Origin of the sequence: Streptomyces qinglanensis, assembly GCF_900111245.1 — a bacterium.
Classification (GTDB): Bacteria; Actinomycetota; Actinomycetes; order Streptomycetales; family Streptomycetaceae; genus Streptomyces; species Streptomyces qinglanensis.
The window spans coordinates 1-16,834 of sequence record NZ_FOGO01000019.1 but is presented as its reverse complement, the minus strand read 5'-3'; the positions used below and the strand labels follow the sequence as shown (position 1 = coordinate 16,834).

Below are 16,834 nucleotides of genomic sequence, written 5' to 3'. Positions count from 1 at the left end.
ACGAGGTAGCCGGGAGACCAGCCAAGGAGGAAGCCATGACCGCCCCCGCCGTTCCCGCTGTCGTCACCGCTCGCAACCCGGACCGTCTGCTGGCCGCCGGAGCGCTCGCCGGACCGGTCTTCGCCGCGTCCGCCGTCCTCCAGATGCTCACCCGTCCGGGCTTCGACATCACCCGGCACCCGATCAGCCAGCTCGCCACCGGCGGCCTCGGCTGGATCCAGATCACCACGTTCGTGCTCGCGGGACTCGGGGGTCTCGCACTGGCCGCCGGCATCGGACGCACACTCCACGACGGAGTCGGACGGCGCGCGCTGCCGGTCTGCGTCGGGATCTTCGGCGCCGGGCTGATCGCCGCAGGGGTGTTCACCATGGACCCGGAGAACGGCTTCCCGCTGGGCACCCCGGACCGGCCGGTCGCCCGGATGTCCTGGCACAGCATCGCGCACTCCGCCTCGGCCGCCGTCGCCTTCACCGCGCTGGCCGTCGCCGCCGTCGTGCTGGCCGTGCGGTGTGCGCGCCGCCGTGCGGCACTGCTGGCCGTACTGAACGCCGCCGCCGCGCTCGTTTTGTTCCTGCCCATGTCACCGGAGCACATGAGTGTCCAGATCGCCGTGAACGGCCTGGTCGCCTTCACCTGGACCACCGTCGTCGGCACCTCCCTGCGGCGCACCCCGTGACCCGCTCTACCCTCACCGCATGAGATCGAAGGAGCAACTGCGATGAAGTACCTGCTGCTCGGCTACACCTCGGCCGCCGCCTGGGACGCCGCGACCGCCGGGGAACCGTCTCCGGAGGCGCTGGCCGCGTTCGCCGTCTACCAGAGGTTCGAGCGGGAGCTGCTCGACACCGGTGAGCTCGTCAGCACCGAGGGCCTGGGTCACCCGGCGGTGAGCACCACGGTCCACCGGACACCGGACGGCACGACGGCGACCGACGGGCCGTTCGCCGAACTGAAGGAAGTGCTGGCCAGCTTCGCCGTGATCGACGTGGCCGACCGGGAACGCGCTGTGGAGATCGCCTCGCGGATCGTGCACGTACTGGGCGAGCCCATCGAGATCCGGCCGATCATGGGCGAGGACTTCACGTCATGACCGGCGGACCTCCACCGGGACGGGTACGGCAGCCCGCCGTGCCGCCCCGATGGGCGGTGCTCCGGTGAACGGCGGCCCAGCCGGCGGTGGTCCGCAGAACGGCGCCCCGGCCGGCGATGCTCCGTCGGACGTCGGGCCGAAGGGGGCCGCCGACATCGAGAATCTGCTGCGTGCCGAAGCACCCCAGGTCCTCGGTGCGCTGGTGCGGCGCTTCGGCCGCTTCGACACGGCCGAGGACGCGGTACAGGAAGCACTGCTGGCGGCGGTCCGGACCTGGCCGGACCACGGCGTACCGGAGGAGCCGCGAAGCTGGCTGATCCGGATCGGCTACCGGCGGATGGTCGACCTGCTCCGCTCCGAGCAGGCCCGGCACCGGCGTGAGCGGGACGTGGGCATGGCCGAACTGGCCATGCGGGAAACGGGCCGCCGGGAGAGCCCCCCGCAGGAGACCGACGACAGCCTCACCCTGCTGCTCCTGTGCTGTCACCCTGCCCTGAGCCACACCTCGCAGGTGGCGCTCACCCTGCGCGCGGTCGGCGGCCTGACAACCGCCGAGATCGCGCACGCCCACGGAATTTCCGAGGCCACCATGGGGACGCGGATCAGCCGCGCCAAACAGCAGCTCACCCGGGCCGGAGCACGCTTCACCGCGCCCACCGCCGCCGACCTGCCGACCCGTATGAGGGCTGTCATGCGGGTGCTCTACCTGATCTTCAACGAGGGGTATGCGACCTCCGCCGGTGACGAACTCGCACGTCTCGACCTGACCGCTGAGGCGATCAGACTGACCCGGACTCTCGCCAACGCCGTGCCGGACGACGCGGAGGTGACCGGTCTGCTGGCGCTGATGCTGCTCACCGAGTCACGCCGCGCCGCCCGTACCGGCGAGGACGGCCGGCTGCTGCCGCTGGACGAGCAGGACCGGACCCGGTGGAACCGCCCCCTGATCCAGGAGGGCACCGGGTTGATCGACAAGGTCTGGAGCCGTGGCGAGCCGGGGCCGTACCAGCTCCAGGCGGCGATCGCGGCCCTGCACGCCGCCGCGGCTCCGGAGGGCACGGACTGGCCGCAGATCGCCATGCTCTATCTGTGGCTCGAGCGCCTCACCCCGACCGCGCCGGTGCGGCTGAGCCGGGTGGTCGCGGTGGCCCGCGCCTTCGGAGCGACCCGGGGGCTGGCACTGCTCGACGACCTCAACCGGCGCCACGGACTGGACCAGGACCCCCTCACCCGGCGACGGGAACGCGCGGTGCGCGCACACCTGGTGCGGATGACGGGTGACCCGGCCGGTGCCGCGAGGCTGTACCGTGAGGCGGCCGCCCTGACCGGCAACGAGATCGAGCGCCGCTACCTGCTCGACGAAGCCGACCAGCTGATCTGACCGCTCCGACGGTGCGGCAGAGCAGAGGGTCTTTCTCTCCCCCTTCTGGAATGTCCGCCCCGTCAGAACTGTCGGCTGTCTGTTCCCAAGACGCCGTGCGCGTATCAGAATCCCGGACGTTTCGAGTCGGAAGGGCCTCTGGTGCAGGGCATGCAGATCGCCATCACCGGGGACACCAGGGCCTCCCGTGAGGAACTGGTCGCCCTGTCGGCGGCGGCCGGGCTGAACATGTGCCCTCGGTCAGCAGCAAGACCAGCGTCGTCGTCACCGACAACCCCCGTGCCCGGTCCGCGTCCTGTTCGTCTCACTGGCGAGTGGTCGGGGCGGGAAGAGGGCGGGGAGAGGGCTGTTCCGGACTGGTTGTGGCGTATCCGTACCTCACGAAGACTGCTCACGACCGGGTCAAGGGGGCCGGGGTCGTCGCGTACGGGTTCCGGCCGGATGCGGGAGCTGGTGGTGCCGTCCCGCGCGCCGTCGGGTGTCCGGATTCCGATCCCGCCGGCTCCCGGATGAGCCACTGTGTCGACGTCACACCAAGCGCAAGAGTTCTTCACCGGACCTTCGCAGAATGGCCGGACCGTTCCGGGTGGGAGCGGGCGCGCGTTGTTCGCCCCCTGTTGCGGTGTGACGATGAGCGCGCCCGGGCGACCGGCGACTGCGACGCCTCGTCACAGTGCACCGAGCTGCTGGTCGTGCACCCCGGGCGACATCAGGAGGAGTCAGATTTCGATGATGCGATCGGGATTGCGTAAGGCTGTCACCACCGCCGCCGGTGTGGCGGCAATGGCTCTCGCAGGGCTCGCCGCGACACCCGCGACAGCAGCCGCGTCCGCGCCGTCCGCCGGTGCGGAGGCGCCCCGGGTGTCCGCGTCCGGTTTCTGGGCCTGCACGGTGCCCGCGGGCAAGACCTACACGGACACCGACCGGCGCTATCGCGGGAACTGCAACCCGAGTGGCTACGGCACCAGTTACTACGTCGTCGACCCCGCCGACGGTATCTGGGCCTGCACGGTGCCCTCGGGATTCACCTACGACGACACCGACCGGCGCTACCGCGGAGCCTGCAACCCGCAGGGTTACGGCACCGCCTACCGGCTGCGCGAGCCGCGCACCGGGATCTGGGCCTGCACCATCCCGTCGGGCTTCTCGTACACCGACACCGACCGGCGCTACCGCGGCCCCTGCAACCCGGAGGGCTACGGCACCAGCTATCTGCTCGTGGGCTGACGAGCCCGGGGCGCGGCGGCCCGGCCCGCGGGAGGGGCCGGGGGGGCGGGCCGCCGGCAGTGATGCCCGACCGGGGCGGAGAAATCCCGGCGCCCTTCCGGGACACGACGGCCGGGCCGCCCCCTGCCCGCCGGACGAGAAGGCTGCGGCCAGGTGACGCATTTTCATGCACGATCGGGGCTCACGGCATCTGTTCCGCAGGGGGTTCGGATTCCACCCGCAGTCGATTTCCGGCCGCGGCCGGAAGATCCGTGATGTGCACGCGCTCGCCCTGCTGTCCGTAGATGGCGATGGTCTCTGCCGGACTGTCCTCCCGGGCGTTGCCGATCCAGTGCGGGACGTTGGTGTCGAACTCCGCGGCCTCGCCCGCCGACAGTTCCGTCCGGGTGTCGGTGAGGACGAGCTGGACCGTCCCGTGGAGTACGTAGAACCACTCCCGGCCGGGATGCACATGGAATCTCGGCGGCGGGAGTTGCGAGACCGGCGGATAGACGACCTTGTACGCCTGCAGGCCGCCCGTCTTCATCCCCAGCGGCACGAAGGTCATTCCGTGCCGGCGGAAGGGGCGCAGATGAACCCGCGGATCGCCGGTCGTCGGCGCGGCGACGAGTTCGTCGAGCGGCACGGCGTAGGCGCGGGCAAGCGGCAGGAGTTGCTCCAGAGTCGGCCGGATGTGGCCGCGTTCGAGCCGGGAGATGGTGCTCGGCGTGAGCCCTGTCCGCTCCGCGAGCCCGGTGAGGGTGATCCCGAGAGCCTTGCGGAAGCCCCGCAGCCTCGGGCCGACGTTCTGCAGTACCGCCAGGTCGTCCCCCACGGGCCCGGCACCTCCCCCTGGGTCCGCTCGTCGATCCCTCGGACCCGCTCGGTGATTTGCGGTTCTGCAAAAGAGTATGCGTTTCTGCAAGACTGCGCTCGACGATTGCCGCATGACACTGACCCGAAGTCGGACCTCCCCTTCCCGTCGGCGACTCCTCCTGGGCGCCGGCGCGCTGACCGTCTCACTCGCCGTGGGCAGCACCGTCGGGTGGACCGCACTCGAGGATGCTGGTGCCGCACCCGCACCCGGCACCTCCCCCAACGGCCCCACGGCGGCGTACGACAGTGCGACGAAACACGACGCGGAATTCAACGCCACGTTCCGGCACAAGTTCGCGAAAGTCCGCGGGGTGCGCATGCACTACGTCATGGGTGGCAGAGGCCCCGCGCTGGTACTGCTGCACGGCTGGCCGCAGACCTGGTACGAGTGGCGGAAGATCATGCCGGCTCTCGCCGAGCACCACACCGTGTACGCGCTCGACCTCCCGGGCCTCGGCGACAGCAAGGGAAGCCCGGAGAGCTTCGACAAGAAGACCCTGGCCCGCTACGTGCGCGGTCTGCTGCACGACCGGGTCGGACTGGAGACATTCGACCTGGCGGCACACGATCTCGGCGGTGGAGTCGGAGCGCAGTACGTCTCGCAGTTCCCCCGGCAGGTGCGCTCCTATGTGCACATGGACTATCCGCTCCCCGGACGGAAGCTTTCCGCGGCCCAGTACCGGACCTTCTCCTGGCACATGGCCTTCAACAGCCAGCGGGAGATCCCGGAGGAACTCGTCGACAACCGGAAGGACATGCGCGAATACATCACAGCCTTCTCCGCGCAAGTCGCGCACGGCGGATCCGCTTTCGGCGGCGACAGGACGAAGTCCCCCTTCACCCGCCGGGAAATCGAGGAGTACGTCCGCACCTACGGCCGCCCCGGCGTACGGCATGCGGGATTCGAGCTCTACCGGAGTCTGGACCGGGACGAGCGCGACAACATCGCAGCCACTCCCGCGCACACCCCCACGCTGCTCCTCACGGCGACCGGCTCACTCGCCGCCACCCGTCCGACCCTGACGCCGATGCTGCGCAACGTCACCCGCGCGGTCGAGATCCCCGACTCGGGACACTGGCTCGCGGAGGAGAACCCCGAGGCCGTGGCGCGCGAGATCCTGCGGTTCACCGCCGGGTGAGTCGCCCGGAGGCAGCCTGCGGGGAGCAGGTGTCGCTCGGGCGGGACGGCTCGGACAGGCCGTCGTCCGGGGCCAGACCAGCGGAGTGGCCGCAGTCGCCCGGCCGTTGCGCGGCGCGGGCACGGATGGGGTCGCCGCTCCTCATGCGTGCCCGTCTCCGCGGCGCCACTGCCACCTCCACGGTCCCGGCGGGCGCGGCGGCCGCGACGCCCGGGTCGGTGCCGCCTCCTGGCCGTGTCCGTGCCGGGCGGGGCCGCGACCGCCCGGGCAGGCGCCGGAACTGTGCGCGTGTGGCGCGACGGGTCGTTCAGCGGTACACGTAACGTGGCGGCAGGAGACCGGCGTGCCCGGTGGACAAGCGAGGGGTCGGACCGGCCGCCGGTTGCCGGGAGGAGGAGAGGCGTGGATGCGAACGCCTGGGACGAGCGGTACAAGGCGTCGGAACGCCTGTGGCCGGCCGAGCCCAACCGGTGGGTGGCCCGGGAGACGGCCGGACTGACGCCGGGCCGGGCGCTGGACCTGGCCGCGGGGGAGGGCCGCAACGCCCTGTGGCTGGCCGGACGCGGCTGGCGGGTGGACGCCGTCGACTTCTCACCCGTCGCCGTCCGGCGCATCGCCGAGGCCGCGGACCGCCGGCAGGCGGAGGTGCGGGCCGTGGAGGCCGACGTCACCCGGTACGCCGCCGAAGACGCCGCGTACGACCTGGTCCTTCTCTCCTATCTCCACCTTCCCCCGCAGGACATGGCGCGGGTGCTGGCCCTGGCGTGCCGGGCCGCCCGGCCCGGCGGCACCCTGCTGCTGGTCGGTCACGATGTGGCCAACCTCGAGCAGGGGACGGGCGGACCGCAGGATCCGCGGGTGCTGACCAGCACGGAGGGGGTCGAGGCCGCCTGGGAGCCGTGCGCCGATGTCGTCGTGGCCGAGATCGCCCGCCGCCCGGTGGGGGAGGCCGAGGCTCTGGACACGGTGGTCCGCGCCGTCCGCCGGTGAGGTGGCCCGACGTTTCCGCTGTGCCCTCTGCGCGCCTCTGTCGTTGTCCGGCGCGCGCCCTCTGCCCGTCCTCCGTCTGCTTTCTCTGTCCTTCTGCCCGTCCGGCGCGATCCGACGGTGGAGGGCCCCTCGGGGGCAGGACGGGCGGGGGCGACAGGTCCGGGTGGGGTGTCCGCCGTCGAGGATGCGTCGGGCCCTGTGCTGCTGCGGATGCGGGGTTGGCCCCGCGGGGCTGCGGATTCACGGGCCCCGGACGGCCGGGCCTGACATTGCGCGGCGGCGCTGCCGCGGGGCGGTCCGTCCGGGGGTGAGCGCGGTCGGTCGCTGACCGTCACGTTCCGGCGCCGGTCGAAGGTTCGCGTGTGTCCCGGTCCGGGGCGCTGGTTCCGGGGCCCCGCATGCTGTGGTCCGGCCTCTTCCGGGCTCGCCGCCGTTCGGCGGGCCCGTCCGTACCGTCGCTGCAGCCCTCCGGGCGCTCTGACACGGGCAGGAAAACGCGATCTCGGTCGGCGGACCGGTCCGCTCTGCCATGTCACCGACGGGTGCGGGCGCGGGTTCCGGTTCGCCGGGCCCGGCCGGTGGCGGGTTCCGGCTCGACCTCGTTCCTCGCCCTGTCCGGGGTACCCGGCGGCCGTGCTGCACAGCGGCAGCGGTCCGGGTCCGGCCCGTTGCGGAATATACCCCCGGGGGTAAAGGTGTTACGCTGACTGGCATACCCACGGGGGTAATTTCTCGGGAAAGGAGTACCCGGTGTTCTTCGTCGACACGATCGAGATCGAGGGCCTGGGCAACCGCAGCTACCTCGCCGGCGGGGCGCGGACGGCGGTCGCGGTGGACCCGCCCCGCGACATCGACCAGGTGCTGGCGGCTGCCGCTCGGCGAGGGGTGCGCATCTCCCATGTGGCGGAGACGCATCTTCACAACGACTACGTCACCGGCGGCCTGGAGCTCGCCCGGATCACCGGAGCCGACTATCTCGTCCCGGCCGGTGCGCGGGTCTCGTTCTCCCGGATCCCGGCCGCCGACGGAGACACCGTCGACATCGACACGGAACTGACGCTGGCGGCCGTGGCGACGCCCGGACACACGCCGCACCACACCGCCTACGTACTCGGCGAGGCGGGGCGTCCGGTCGCCGCGTTCACCGGCGGCTCCCTGCTCATCGGCACGGTCGGCCGCCCGGATCTCGTCGAGCCGCGCCTGACCGCGCAGTTGGCACACGCCCAGCATGCCTCTGCCCACCGCCTCGCCGATGCCCTGCCCGACGAGACCGCGGTCCTGCCCACGCACGGATTCGGCAGCTTCTGCTCTTCCGCACAGGCCGACGGGGACACCACGACCATCGGAAAGGAGAAGGCCGCCAACACGGCCCTCACCTCGGACGCGGACACCTTCGTCGCCGAGCTGCTCGCCGGACTGGAGGACGTGCCCGCCTACTACGCGCACATGGGCCCGGCCAATGCCCAGGGTCCCGCCCCCGTCGACCTGACCCGGCCCGCGGTCGCGGACCCGGACGAGATCGCCGCGCGGCTCGCGGCGGGCGAGTGGGTGGTGGACCTGCGGCACCGGGTCGCCTTCGCCGAAGGACATGTCGCCGGCTCGTTCAACTTCGAGGCGGAGGGCAAGCTCGCCACGTACCTGGCCTGGATGATCCCGTGGGGCAAGCCGGTCACCCTGCTCGCGGACACAGCGGGGCAACTGGCCGCCGCGCAGCGGGAACTGGCCCGGGTCGGCATCGACCGGCCCGCCTCCGCCGCGACCGGCGGTCCTGCGGGCTGGCTTCGCGACGGGGAGCGCCCCGCATCCTTCCCCCGGGCCACGTTCGCGGAACTGGCGGCGCGGGACGAGGAGGACGTCGTCGTCCTCGACGTGCGCCGCGACTCCGAGCGCGCCGCGGGATGGATAGCGGGGTCGGTGCACATCCCGATCCACCAGGTGCACGGCAGGCTGGGCGAGGTGCCCGAAGGAACAGTCTGGGTGCACTGCGCCGGCGGCATGCGCGCCGGTATCGCCGCCTCGCTGCTGGATGCCGCCGGGCGGCAGGTCGTGGCCGTGGACGACGGCTTCGACGCGGCTGCCGAGGCCGGACTGACCGTCGTCACCGGGTGAAGCGCGCAGGGGCCGGACGCCCCGGCCCCGTACCGCCCTTGAGGCGGCCACCCCTGAGGCGACCGCACCCGAGGGCGGCCACCCTTGAGGCGGCCGCACCCGAAACGAGAACCCGAACGAGAAAGGCGACGTCGATGATGTTCCGCTTCCGTAGGAGCGCACCGCGCCTGTCCGTGGACGAGGCCCGCGCCCGCACCTCCGGGGACCGGCCCGAAGCGGTCCTGCTGGATGTGCGCGAGAAGCCCGAGTGGCGGGCGGGGCACGCCCCGGATGCCGTGCACGCCCCGCTGACCGGGCTGGCAGCGGGCGCGGCCCTGCCCGCTGCCGCACAGCGCCGTCCGCTCGTGGTGATCTGCCGCAGCGGGCACCGCTCCCAGCGGGCAGCGAAGCTCCTCACCGAGCAGAACGCGGACGCGGTGGACGTCGAGGGCGGCATGAACGCGTGGGCCGCCGCCGGGTTCCCGGTCGTCGACGAACGCGGGAACAGCGGCTCGATAGCGTGAGCCTCCTGATCGTCGCCCTGGTCGCCGGTGCCGTCGTCGGCCTGGCCCTCGGAGCGCTCGGCGGCGGTGGCAGCGTGCTCGCCGTACCGGCGCTGATCTATCTGCTGGAGTTCCCACCGGCGTCGGCGACCACCGCCAGCCTGATCATCGTCACCGCGACCTCGGCCACCGCCCTCTACGCCCATGCCAGGGACGGCAACGTCGTCTGGCGGACCGGGGCGCTGTTCGCGGCCGCCGGCATCGTGCCCGCGGTCCTGGCCGGGGCTGCGGCAGGCCGGCTCCCGGCAGCGGCACTCACCACCGCCTTCGCGGTCGTCGCCGCGCTGGCCGCCCTGCGCATGCTGCGGCCCGCGGACTCCGAGCCGCCCGAGCGGATACATCCCGCCAGGGCGGCGGGCGCGGGAGCCGGGCTGGGTGCCGTGACGGGATTCCTCGGCGTCGGCGGCGGGTTCCTCGCGGTTCCCGCGCTGGTGGGAGTCCTCGGGCTGCGGATGAAGCAGGCCGTGGGCACGAGCCTGCTGGTCATCACCGTGAACTCGGTGGCCGCGCTCGCCGCGCGGACCGGCGGCGGGGGCCTGCGCTGGGAGGTGATCGCCCCGTTCACCGGGGCCGCGATCCTCGGCGCCTGGGACGGGAAACGCCTCGCCACGAAGATCGCCGGCCGGACCCTGCAGCGGATCTTCGCCCTCGTCCTGCTGGGTGTGGCGGCCTTCATGCTCGTGGACGTGGTCGTGTGAGCACGCGGGCCGCCGGGGGCTCGGGGCGGACGGCTCGGAGCGGCCGGGCTCGGGGGCTCCGGGACTCGGAACAGCCGGGCTCGGAGGCTCGGGGGCTCGGGACGGTCGGGTCAGGCCAGGGAGAGGAAGAGCTTCTCCAGCCGGGCGCGCATCTCGTCCCGGTCCTCACCGGAGCGGCTGCCGTCCGCCATCTCGGTCAGGCACTGCTGCAGCCCGGTGGCGATGATCGCGAACCCGGCCCGGTCCAGCGCGCGCGACGCGGCTGCCAACTGCGTGACGACCTCTTCACAGTCCCGCCCCTCCTCGATCATCCGGATCACCCCGGAGATCTGGCCCTGTGCCCGGCGCAGCCGGTTCAGTACCGCCTTCAGTTCTGCTGCCGCCAGGTCAAGCTCCATCATCACTCCTCGTGAAATACCCCTACGGGTAATATACGGCCCCGAGGGGGCACGACCGAAAGAAAAGGATGACATCTGCCATGACCGCGCCCACCGCCCTCGGTACCGGAGAAGCCCGCACCCGGCTGCACGAGCTGACCGTCATCGACGTCCGCACCCCTGGCGAATACGCCGGCGGGCACCTGCCCGGCGCGCTGAACGTCCCCCTCGACCAGATACGGCGGGCCCTGCCCGACATCCGCCGCGCGGCCGACCGCGGCGACATCCTCGTCGTCTGCGCGTCCGGCGCCCGGTCCGAGAGCGCCTGCCGGGTCCTCGCCGAGAACGGCATCGAGACCGCCACCCTCTCCGGCGGCACCGGCGCCTGGGCCGCCGACGGCCACGACCTGCACCGCCCGCAGAGCGCCGGCGGCGCCACCTGGGGCATGGAGCGGCAGGTCCGCTTCACCGCCGGTACGGTCGTCCTCCTCGGCCTCCTCCTCGGCCTGCTCGTCCACCCGGCCTTCCAACTGCTGTCCGCCGGCATCGCCGCCGGACTGGTCTTCTCGGCCCTCACCAACACCTGCGGCATGGCTGCCGTGCTCGCCAAGCTGCCTCACAACCGCCCCCGCGCCGCCGACCTCGACGCCACCCTGGCCCGGCTCGGCAACCGCTGAGCCGGACCAGGGCGGGCCGCGGCGCCTGTTCCGCCGGCCCCTTCGCGGCGCCGCGGAGGAGCCGGCGGCGGCCGGAGTCCCGGCGCGGACGGATCGCCGTCTCCGCCCGCCCGGCGGTGCGGCGACGATCGGCCGCGCCCTGGCCGCCGCCCCGGCGAGCTACGGCGTCCGCCGGGTCGCCGGACTGCGCCGCGCGGAAGTCGCCGTCCTGGCCGGGATGAACGCCGACTACTACACCTGCCTGGAACAGGGCCGGGAGCGCAACGTCGCCGCAGGTGCTGGACGCTCCCGGCCGCGCACTGCGCCTCGACACGGAGGCCCGGGCCCACCTCCACCGGCCGGCCGGGACGGCACCGGGCGACCCGTCTCCCGTCCACGCACGCCACCGACCGGGTCGGTCCCGCGCTGCGTCAGCTCATGGACGGCTAGGCCCGCACCCCGGCCTTCGTCGTGAACCGCACCCTGGACCTGCTTGCCACCAACGCCCTGGCCGACGTGCTCCACGCGCCTCCTTCAGCCGGGCGGACAACCTGGCCCGCATGACGTTCCTGGACCCGGCGGGCCGGCAGTTCCACGCCGACCGGGACCGGGCGGCGCAGGCGGCCGTCGCCCATCTGCGCCAGGCGCTCGGCTACGATCCCGACAGCTCGCGACTGCGTGAACTCGTCGGTTCAGGCGGTGTCCCGCATGCGGGCGGAGAGGTCCGCGCCCGGATGGAAGTTGGGGCGCTGTTCCACCTCGTCGTAGTAGCGGTGGAAGACCGGAGTGAGGCCACCGGAGACCGGAGGAACGATCCAGCTCCAGTCCGCGGTGACGGTACGGCCCTGCTGCTCCTCCTTGGCGAGATGGGTGAGGAAGCGGCGGGACTCGGTGTGGTGGTCGCTGATGCGCACTCCGGCGGCCTGGAAGGAGTGCAGTACGGCGACGTTGATCTCGACGAGTGCGCGGTCCCGCCAGAGCGTGGCCTCGCTGCTGGTGTCGAGGCCCAGGCAGGCGGCCACCGTGGGCAGCAGGTTGTAGCGGTCCTCGTCGACGAGGTTGCGGGCGCCTATCTCGGTGCCCATGTACCAGCCGTTGAACGGGGCGAGGGGGTAGTCGACGCCGCCGATCCGCAGTCGCATGCTGGATATCACCGGAACTCCGTACCAGCGCAGGCCGAGCTGGTCGATCCGGCTGCACTCGGGATGCCGGAGGGGGACCTCCAGGACCGCGTCCGGCGGGAGGTCGAAGAGCCGGGGCTTGTCGCCGGGGGTGTCGACGACGAGCGGCAGCACGTCGAACATCCCCTCCGGGCCCTGCCAGCCCAGGCGCCGCACCGCCGCGGTCAGGTCGGCGCTCACCGGGTCGCCCAGCACGGTGCCGTCCGCGCGCCGGTGGCCCGCGTACCGGACGAGCTGGTCGTTCCAGACTCGGGGTGCGGGACGTGCGGGTGTGTCGGGCGCGAAGACGGAGATCACGGGGCGGATGCGGCCCCCGTTGGTGGCCTGGCGCAGGTGGTCGGTGAGGTGGTGATGGATCTCCTCTGCGGAGTGCGCGTTCCGGCGGTCCAGGACCTGCAGGCTCTGCCAGTACAGCCGTCCGATACAGCGGGCGGAGTTGCGCCACGCCACCCGTGCTCCCCAGGTGAGCTCCTCCGGGGTGTGCCAGTAGGTGCCCGTCGCGTCGATGGCGGCCCGGACCTCCTGCAGCCGGGTGCTGAGCGGAACCGGCAGCGCGGGGTGCTCGGTGTGGAACTGGTGGAGGAACTCCTCCGCCTCGTCCCGGTCGGCGACGGGGCCCGCGGGCGGTCCGGGGAGGCCGGAGGCAGAGGGGGACGCCGGTACGGGGCAGGCATCGAAGTGCACGGGTACCTCACAGGGGGCGGAGGCCGTCCACGCCACAGACGAAGCTGGCCGACAGCGGCCTCGGGGGAGCAAAGCTAGAGGTTAACGCCCCTGTCCAGCGCGCCGGGAGACCGGAGGTTCCGGAAACCGACATGTCGGTGTTCAGTGCCGGCGCACAGAGCAGTTCCCGGTGTCCGCGGCTTCGAACGCCACGCCCTCCTTGTGCGGCGGGCAGCCTGCGCCCGTCCTGCCCCCTGCGTCACGCGGGGCGCAGGACCACCGGGAGGCTGGTCATGCCGGACAACAGGTTGGAGTAGACGCGGCGCGGCTCCCCGTTCGGCTCGATCGTGGTCACGATGTCGCGGAGCGCTGTGAGCATGGCGGCGATCTCGGCGCGCCCGAGGTAAGCCCCGAGGCAGAAATGCGGCCCGTAGCCGAAGGCGATGTGCTTGTTCGGGGTGCGGGCGAGGTCGAAGCGGCCCGGGTTCGCGAAGACCTCTTCATCCATGTTGGCCGAGTTGTTCCAGAGAGTGACGACGTCGCCGGCCTTGATCTGCTGCCCCTGGTCGCCGACGGGCACATCCTCCAGCGCGGACCGGCCGAAGTGGATCGCGGGTGTCGTCCAGCGCAGCACCTCCTCGACGGCGGTGGAGATTTCCACCTCGCCGTCGAGCAGCGCACGCCACTGATCCGGGTGTTCGAGGAACGCCGCCACAGCACCCGTCATCGAGAGGCGACTGGTCTCGTCGCCGCCGAGGATGAGGCTGTAGCAGTTGACGACGATTTCGTCCATGGTGAGCGGCTTGCCCTCGAGGGTGCCGGTGGCGAGCAGACTGACCGCGTCAGTGCCGGGGTTCCTCCGGCGCTCGGTGGCCAGCTTCTCGAAGTAGGCGAGGATGTCGTTGCGTGCCTGCCAGGCGACAGCGGGGGACTGGGCTCCACCGTCGGACCCGAGCGCCGCCTCGGTGCACTCCAGTACGAAGGGACGGTCCGCCTGGGGCACGGCCATAAGGTCGCAGATCGCGTTGAGCGGGATGTGCGCGGCCACGTCCCGCGCGAAGTCGCACTCCTCCCGTGCGACGGCGTCGAGCAGGAGCTGCCGGGCGGCGGCCTGGATGTTCTCCACGACTCCCGTCAGCGCCCGCGGCGAGAACGCCTTCAGCAGGATCCTGCGCAGGTCGTTGTGGCGCGGGCCGTCCGTCACCGCGGCCATCATGCCCGCCGCCGAGTCACCGCCCAGGAGGAGCGTGGTGAGAACATTCCCCTTCTCGGAGGTGAAGCGCCTGGTGTCGCGGTAGAGGGTGGAGACGTCCTCGTAGCGCGAAACGACCCAGAATCCCTCCGAACCGCCCACCGGACGGTGCTTGTAGAAGGGCTGCTCCTTCCGCAGCCGCTGCCACACCCGGGTGAGATCGTACTCGGCGTGGGTGCGCGGATCGGTCAGATCCAGTGTGTCCACAGCGCCGGGATCGGGTGTGATGAGGCTGGACATGCAGAGTGACTCGCCTTCGGTACGGAGGTGCTGAGGAGCTGTGCCGGGGAGCGTCTACCCGGGACGCTCTCCTGCGGAGCCGTTCGTGTACGTGTAGAGCCGGGTGCTGTAGTAATCGGCGTCCGGTGAGGCGAGGGTGTCGCCCGACTGCGCCCAGGCACCGCGCCGTTCCACCTCGGTGAGCAGGCTCGATCCCACGAAGCACAGCACCGCGTCGCGTGGGAGCCGGGCGAGGGACGCCTCGATGTTGTCGAGGACTGCCGCGGCGACGGCCGCCGAGAAGGGCTCGTAGAAGTAGAAGAACCCTGCGTCGTCGGGGATGGCGAACTCGCGCGCGTCCTGGTGGTGGATCTCGATCGGGCTCCGGCGCACCGGCGGGTTCCTGACGGTGCACTCGACGTTCTTCCTGGCCGTCGCGCAGAGCTCGGAGGAGAAGTCCACCCCGATGACGCGCTTGAAGGGGTGTTCGGCGGCGATGAGCAGCACGCGTCCCTTGCCCGAACCGAAGTCGACGAAGGAGATCTCCTCGTGCCGGACAGCGGCCGCGGTGAGCGCGGCGCGCACGGTGCGGACCGGCGTCGGGGAATAGCGTGAATTGTTCTCCAGGGTGCGGTCGTCCGCCTCCAGAACTTCCCAGGGCTCCACCGGCTCGCCCGTCTCCACCCCGAGGAACGCATCGAACCCCTCGATGTCGTCGATCTCCGCCAGGGTGAGGTCGAACTGCCGCTGCTTTTCCAGGATCTCGAGAGCGCTGCGCCGGGCATTGTTTTCTGGCATGAACCTTGCACGTCCCTCAGGGTCGGACGGGAGACGCTCCGCATTCGGATGGTGCGCTGGGCCGCGCGGAATCGGTCGAGTGGGAGGAGTACGGCTCCCGAAGGCCGGAGTGGGATGGAAACGAGGCGGAAACGGAGCGAGAACGGGGCGGACAGGCGCCGAACGTCGGCATCTTCCGTCACCGGCTGGACACGCTATGCGAAATCTCCGGCTCGGGCGTATGAGGTGGATCACATGCGGGACGGCTTCGGGGGAAGGATGTCAGAGCATCTACCCCGTCCCGGTGCCGCCCTTCCGGGTGACGCTCCGGCAGTCCCGTCCGGAACCCGCTTGCACGCTCAACTCCCCTACGTGTACTCGGGTTTGGCGACCTCGGCGGCGCTCAGGGGGGCGCCGGATTCGACCTTGACACGTCGTGGGTCGGGTGTGTTTCACTCCGGGGGTACGCGGCCAATGTGACGCCGCCCGGGCGGAGTTACGCCCGACCAAACGACAAGGCGCTACGGGGGGCTTTGTGTTGGGGTCCGAAGACGACCGACGATGCCGGTGTGGTGCGCCCGGAGCGGGCGACCTCGAGATGAGCGATTGCGGCAGGGCCCGACGTGTGCGCACGCGGTAGAGCCGACACGCGATAGCCGCGGAATCCGCACCACGAAATCCCGCCGAACGGCTCTGATGCCACGGCTTCGGCCGACTCTCTTTCCTTCCGGCATTCCTGTGCCGTGTTCCCTGTTCTCCTCGATCTGACTTTTCCACGCCTGCTGACAGCTACTCCGCTGTCCTCTCGCCGCACGGACTCGTCCATCCGACGAGTCGTGGGTGCCATGGGGGCGTGCCCAAGAGCTTTGTCCGACGACCCAGAAGGAATCAGCTCGTGATCCCGTTGTCCTTCGCTCAGCGTCGCCTGTGGTTCCTGCACAAGCTGGAGGGGCCGTCGGCCACGTACAACATGCCGCTGACGCTTCGGCTCAAAGGCGATGTCGACGCAGAGGCGCTTCGGGCGGCACTTCGGGACGTGATGGAGCGGCACGAATCCCTGCGTACGGTGTTCCCGGAGGTCGACGGCGAGCCGCACCAGCTCGTCCTCCCCGCGGATGCGTTCGACCTCGTCTGGGAGAGCAGGCCGGTCTCCGAGGACGAGCTGCCGCGTGCCCTGGACTCCGCAGCCCGCCACACCTTCGACCTCTCCTCGGACGTCCCCCTGCGCGCATGGCTGTTCCGGCTCCGGCCCGACGAGTGTGTCCTGATGCTGCTCATGCATCACATCGCGGGTGACGGCTGGTCGATGGCTCCGCTGACGCGTGACCTGGTGGAGGCGTACACCGCCCGCGTCGAGCAGCGTGACCCGGAGTGGTCCGAGCTTCCCGTCCAGTACGTCGACTACACGCTCTGGCAACGCGAACTGCTGGGCGACGAGACCGACCCGGAGAGCGTGTTCTCCGAGCAGGTGGACTACTGGCGTGCGGAGCTGGCGGGATTGCCGGAGCAGGTGACCTTCCCCACCGACCGGCCCCGGCCGGCCACGGCCGGCTACGAGGGCGCCCAGTTGACGTTCGAGCTGGACGCTGAGCTGCATCGGGGTCTGGTGGGGTTGGCGCGGCGGTCGGATTCGACGGTGTTCATGGTGTTGCAGGCCGGTATGGCGGCGCTGCTGAC

Annotated in this window: 16 protein-coding genes and 1 pseudogene; 12 read left to right on the top strand and 5 right to left on the bottom strand. The window is 71.5% G+C overall.

Going from position 1 to position 16,834, the window contains the following annotated elements; translation table 11 throughout:
* Window positions 1-35 precede the first annotated feature (35 nt).
* The 4 genes from BMX65_RS28940 to BMX65_RS28920 all read left to right on the top strand — a co-directional run bounded on the left by BMX65_RS28940 (window position 36) and on the right by BMX65_RS28920 (window position 3,699).
* Entirely contained in the window at window positions 36-677 is a 642-nt protein-coding gene (locus BMX65_RS28940) for a DUF998 domain-containing protein (RefSeq protein WP_075003321.1), read from the top strand.
* A gap of 42 nt (window positions 678-719) precedes the next feature.
* Complete coding sequence (locus BMX65_RS28935; protein ID WP_075003320.1) at window positions 720-1,091, top strand: YciI family protein; 372 nt, start codon at window positions 720-722, stop codon at window positions 1,089-1,091.
* 154 nt (window positions 1,092-1,245) lie between these two features.
* Window positions 1,246-2,472 carry an RNA polymerase sigma factor gene (locus BMX65_RS28930; RefSeq protein ID WP_075003415.1) on the top strand — a complete coding sequence of 409 codons (1,227 nt, stop codon included), beginning with the start codon at window positions 1,246-1,248 and terminating at the stop codon, window positions 2,470-2,472.
* A gap of 783 nt (window positions 2,473-3,255) precedes the next feature.
* Window positions 3,256-3,699, top strand: a complete 444-nt coding sequence (locus BMX65_RS28920) for a hypothetical protein (RefSeq protein WP_239501939.1) — start codon at window positions 3,256-3,258, stop codon at window positions 3,697-3,699.
* A gap of 181 nt (window positions 3,700-3,880) precedes the next feature.
* Here the strand turns inward: BMX65_RS28920 and BMX65_RS28915 are convergent, their stop codons facing one another.
* Window positions 3,881-4,513 carry a helix-turn-helix domain-containing protein gene (locus BMX65_RS28915; RefSeq protein WP_075003319.1) on the bottom strand — a complete coding sequence of 211 codons (633 nt, stop codon included), beginning with the start codon at window positions 4,511-4,513 and terminating at the stop codon, window positions 3,881-3,883.
* Between the two features lie 112 nt (window positions 4,514-4,625).
* Between BMX65_RS28915 and BMX65_RS28910 the strand changes: the two genes are divergently transcribed.
* The 5 genes from BMX65_RS28910 to BMX65_RS28890 all read left to right on the top strand — a co-directional run bounded on the left by BMX65_RS28910 (window position 4,626) and on the right by BMX65_RS28890 (window position 10,032).
* Window positions 4,626-5,693: an alpha/beta fold hydrolase gene (locus BMX65_RS28910; RefSeq protein ID WP_079172136.1), complete on the top strand. Its 1,068-nt coding sequence runs from the start codon at window positions 4,626-4,628 to the stop codon at window positions 5,691-5,693.
* A 402-nt stretch (window positions 5,694-6,095) separates the two neighbouring features.
* The gene (locus tag BMX65_RS28905) at window positions 6,096-6,683 is read left to right on the top strand and encodes a class I SAM-dependent methyltransferase (protein WP_075003318.1); all 588 of its coding nucleotides are present in this window, start codon (window positions 6,096-6,098) and stop codon (window positions 6,681-6,683) included.
* 750 nt (window positions 6,684-7,433) lie between these two features.
* A complete protein-coding gene (locus BMX65_RS28900) occupies window positions 7,434-8,792 on the top strand; it encodes an MBL fold metallo-hydrolase (protein WP_075003317.1) in 1,359 nt (452 codons plus the stop codon).
* Between the two features lie 137 nt (window positions 8,793-8,929).
* A complete protein-coding gene (locus BMX65_RS28895) occupies window positions 8,930-9,295 on the top strand; it encodes a rhodanese-like domain-containing protein (protein WP_177214378.1) in 366 nt (121 codons plus the stop codon).
* The gene (locus BMX65_RS28890; protein ID WP_075003315.1) at window positions 9,292-10,032 is read left to right on the top strand and encodes a sulfite exporter TauE/SafE family protein; all 741 of its coding nucleotides are present in this window, start codon (window positions 9,292-9,294) and stop codon (window positions 10,030-10,032) included. The genes BMX65_RS28895 and BMX65_RS28890 overlap by 4 nt, the downstream gene beginning before the upstream one ends.
* 110 nt (window positions 10,033-10,142) lie before the next feature.
* Here BMX65_RS28890 and BMX65_RS28885 read toward each other — a convergent pair whose 3' ends face one another.
* Window positions 10,143-10,430 carry a metal-sensitive transcriptional regulator gene (locus BMX65_RS28885; RefSeq protein ID WP_075003412.1) on the bottom strand — a complete coding sequence of 96 codons (288 nt, stop codon included), beginning with the start codon at window positions 10,428-10,430 and terminating at the stop codon, window positions 10,143-10,145.
* Window positions 10,431-10,510: 80 nt separating this feature from the next.
* On the opposite strand from BMX65_RS28885, the gene BMX65_RS28880 reads away from it, so the two are divergent.
* A complete protein-coding gene (locus BMX65_RS28880; RefSeq protein WP_075003314.1) occupies window positions 10,511-11,086 on the top strand; it encodes a rhodanese-like domain-containing protein in 576 nt (191 codons plus the stop codon).
* Between the two features lie 154 nt (window positions 11,087-11,240).
* Window positions 11,241-11,754 (top strand): annotated as a pseudogene (locus tag BMX65_RS28875) (helix-turn-helix transcriptional regulator); the annotation flags it as partial.
* 3 nt (window positions 11,755-11,757) lie between these two features.
* Here the strand turns inward: BMX65_RS28875 and BMX65_RS28870 are convergent.
* The 3 genes from BMX65_RS28870 to BMX65_RS28860 all read right to left on the bottom strand — a co-directional run bounded on the left by BMX65_RS28870 (window position 11,758) and on the right by BMX65_RS28860 (window position 15,178).
* Window positions 11,758-12,930, bottom strand: a complete 1,173-nt coding sequence (locus BMX65_RS28870; protein WP_075003313.1) for a nitric oxide synthase oxygenase — start codon at window positions 12,928-12,930, stop codon at window positions 11,758-11,760.
* 238 nt (window positions 12,931-13,168) lie between these two features.
* Window positions 13,169-14,401: a cytochrome P450 gene (locus BMX65_RS28865; RefSeq protein ID WP_075003312.1), complete on the bottom strand. Its 1,233-nt coding sequence runs from the start codon at window positions 14,399-14,401 to the stop codon at window positions 13,169-13,171.
* Window positions 14,402-14,455: 54 nt separating this feature from the next.
* Window positions 14,456-15,178 (bottom strand): class I SAM-dependent methyltransferase, encoded by a 723-nt coding sequence (locus BMX65_RS28860; protein ID WP_075003311.1) that lies wholly within the window; start codon window positions 15,176-15,178, stop codon window positions 14,456-14,458.
* Window positions 15,179-16,052: 874 nt separating this feature from the next.
* On the opposite strand from BMX65_RS28860, the gene BMX65_RS28855 reads away from it, so the two are divergent.
* On the top strand, window positions 16,053-16,834 hold a 782-nt coding region (locus BMX65_RS28855; protein WP_244905681.1), incomplete at its 3' end, for a condensation domain-containing protein.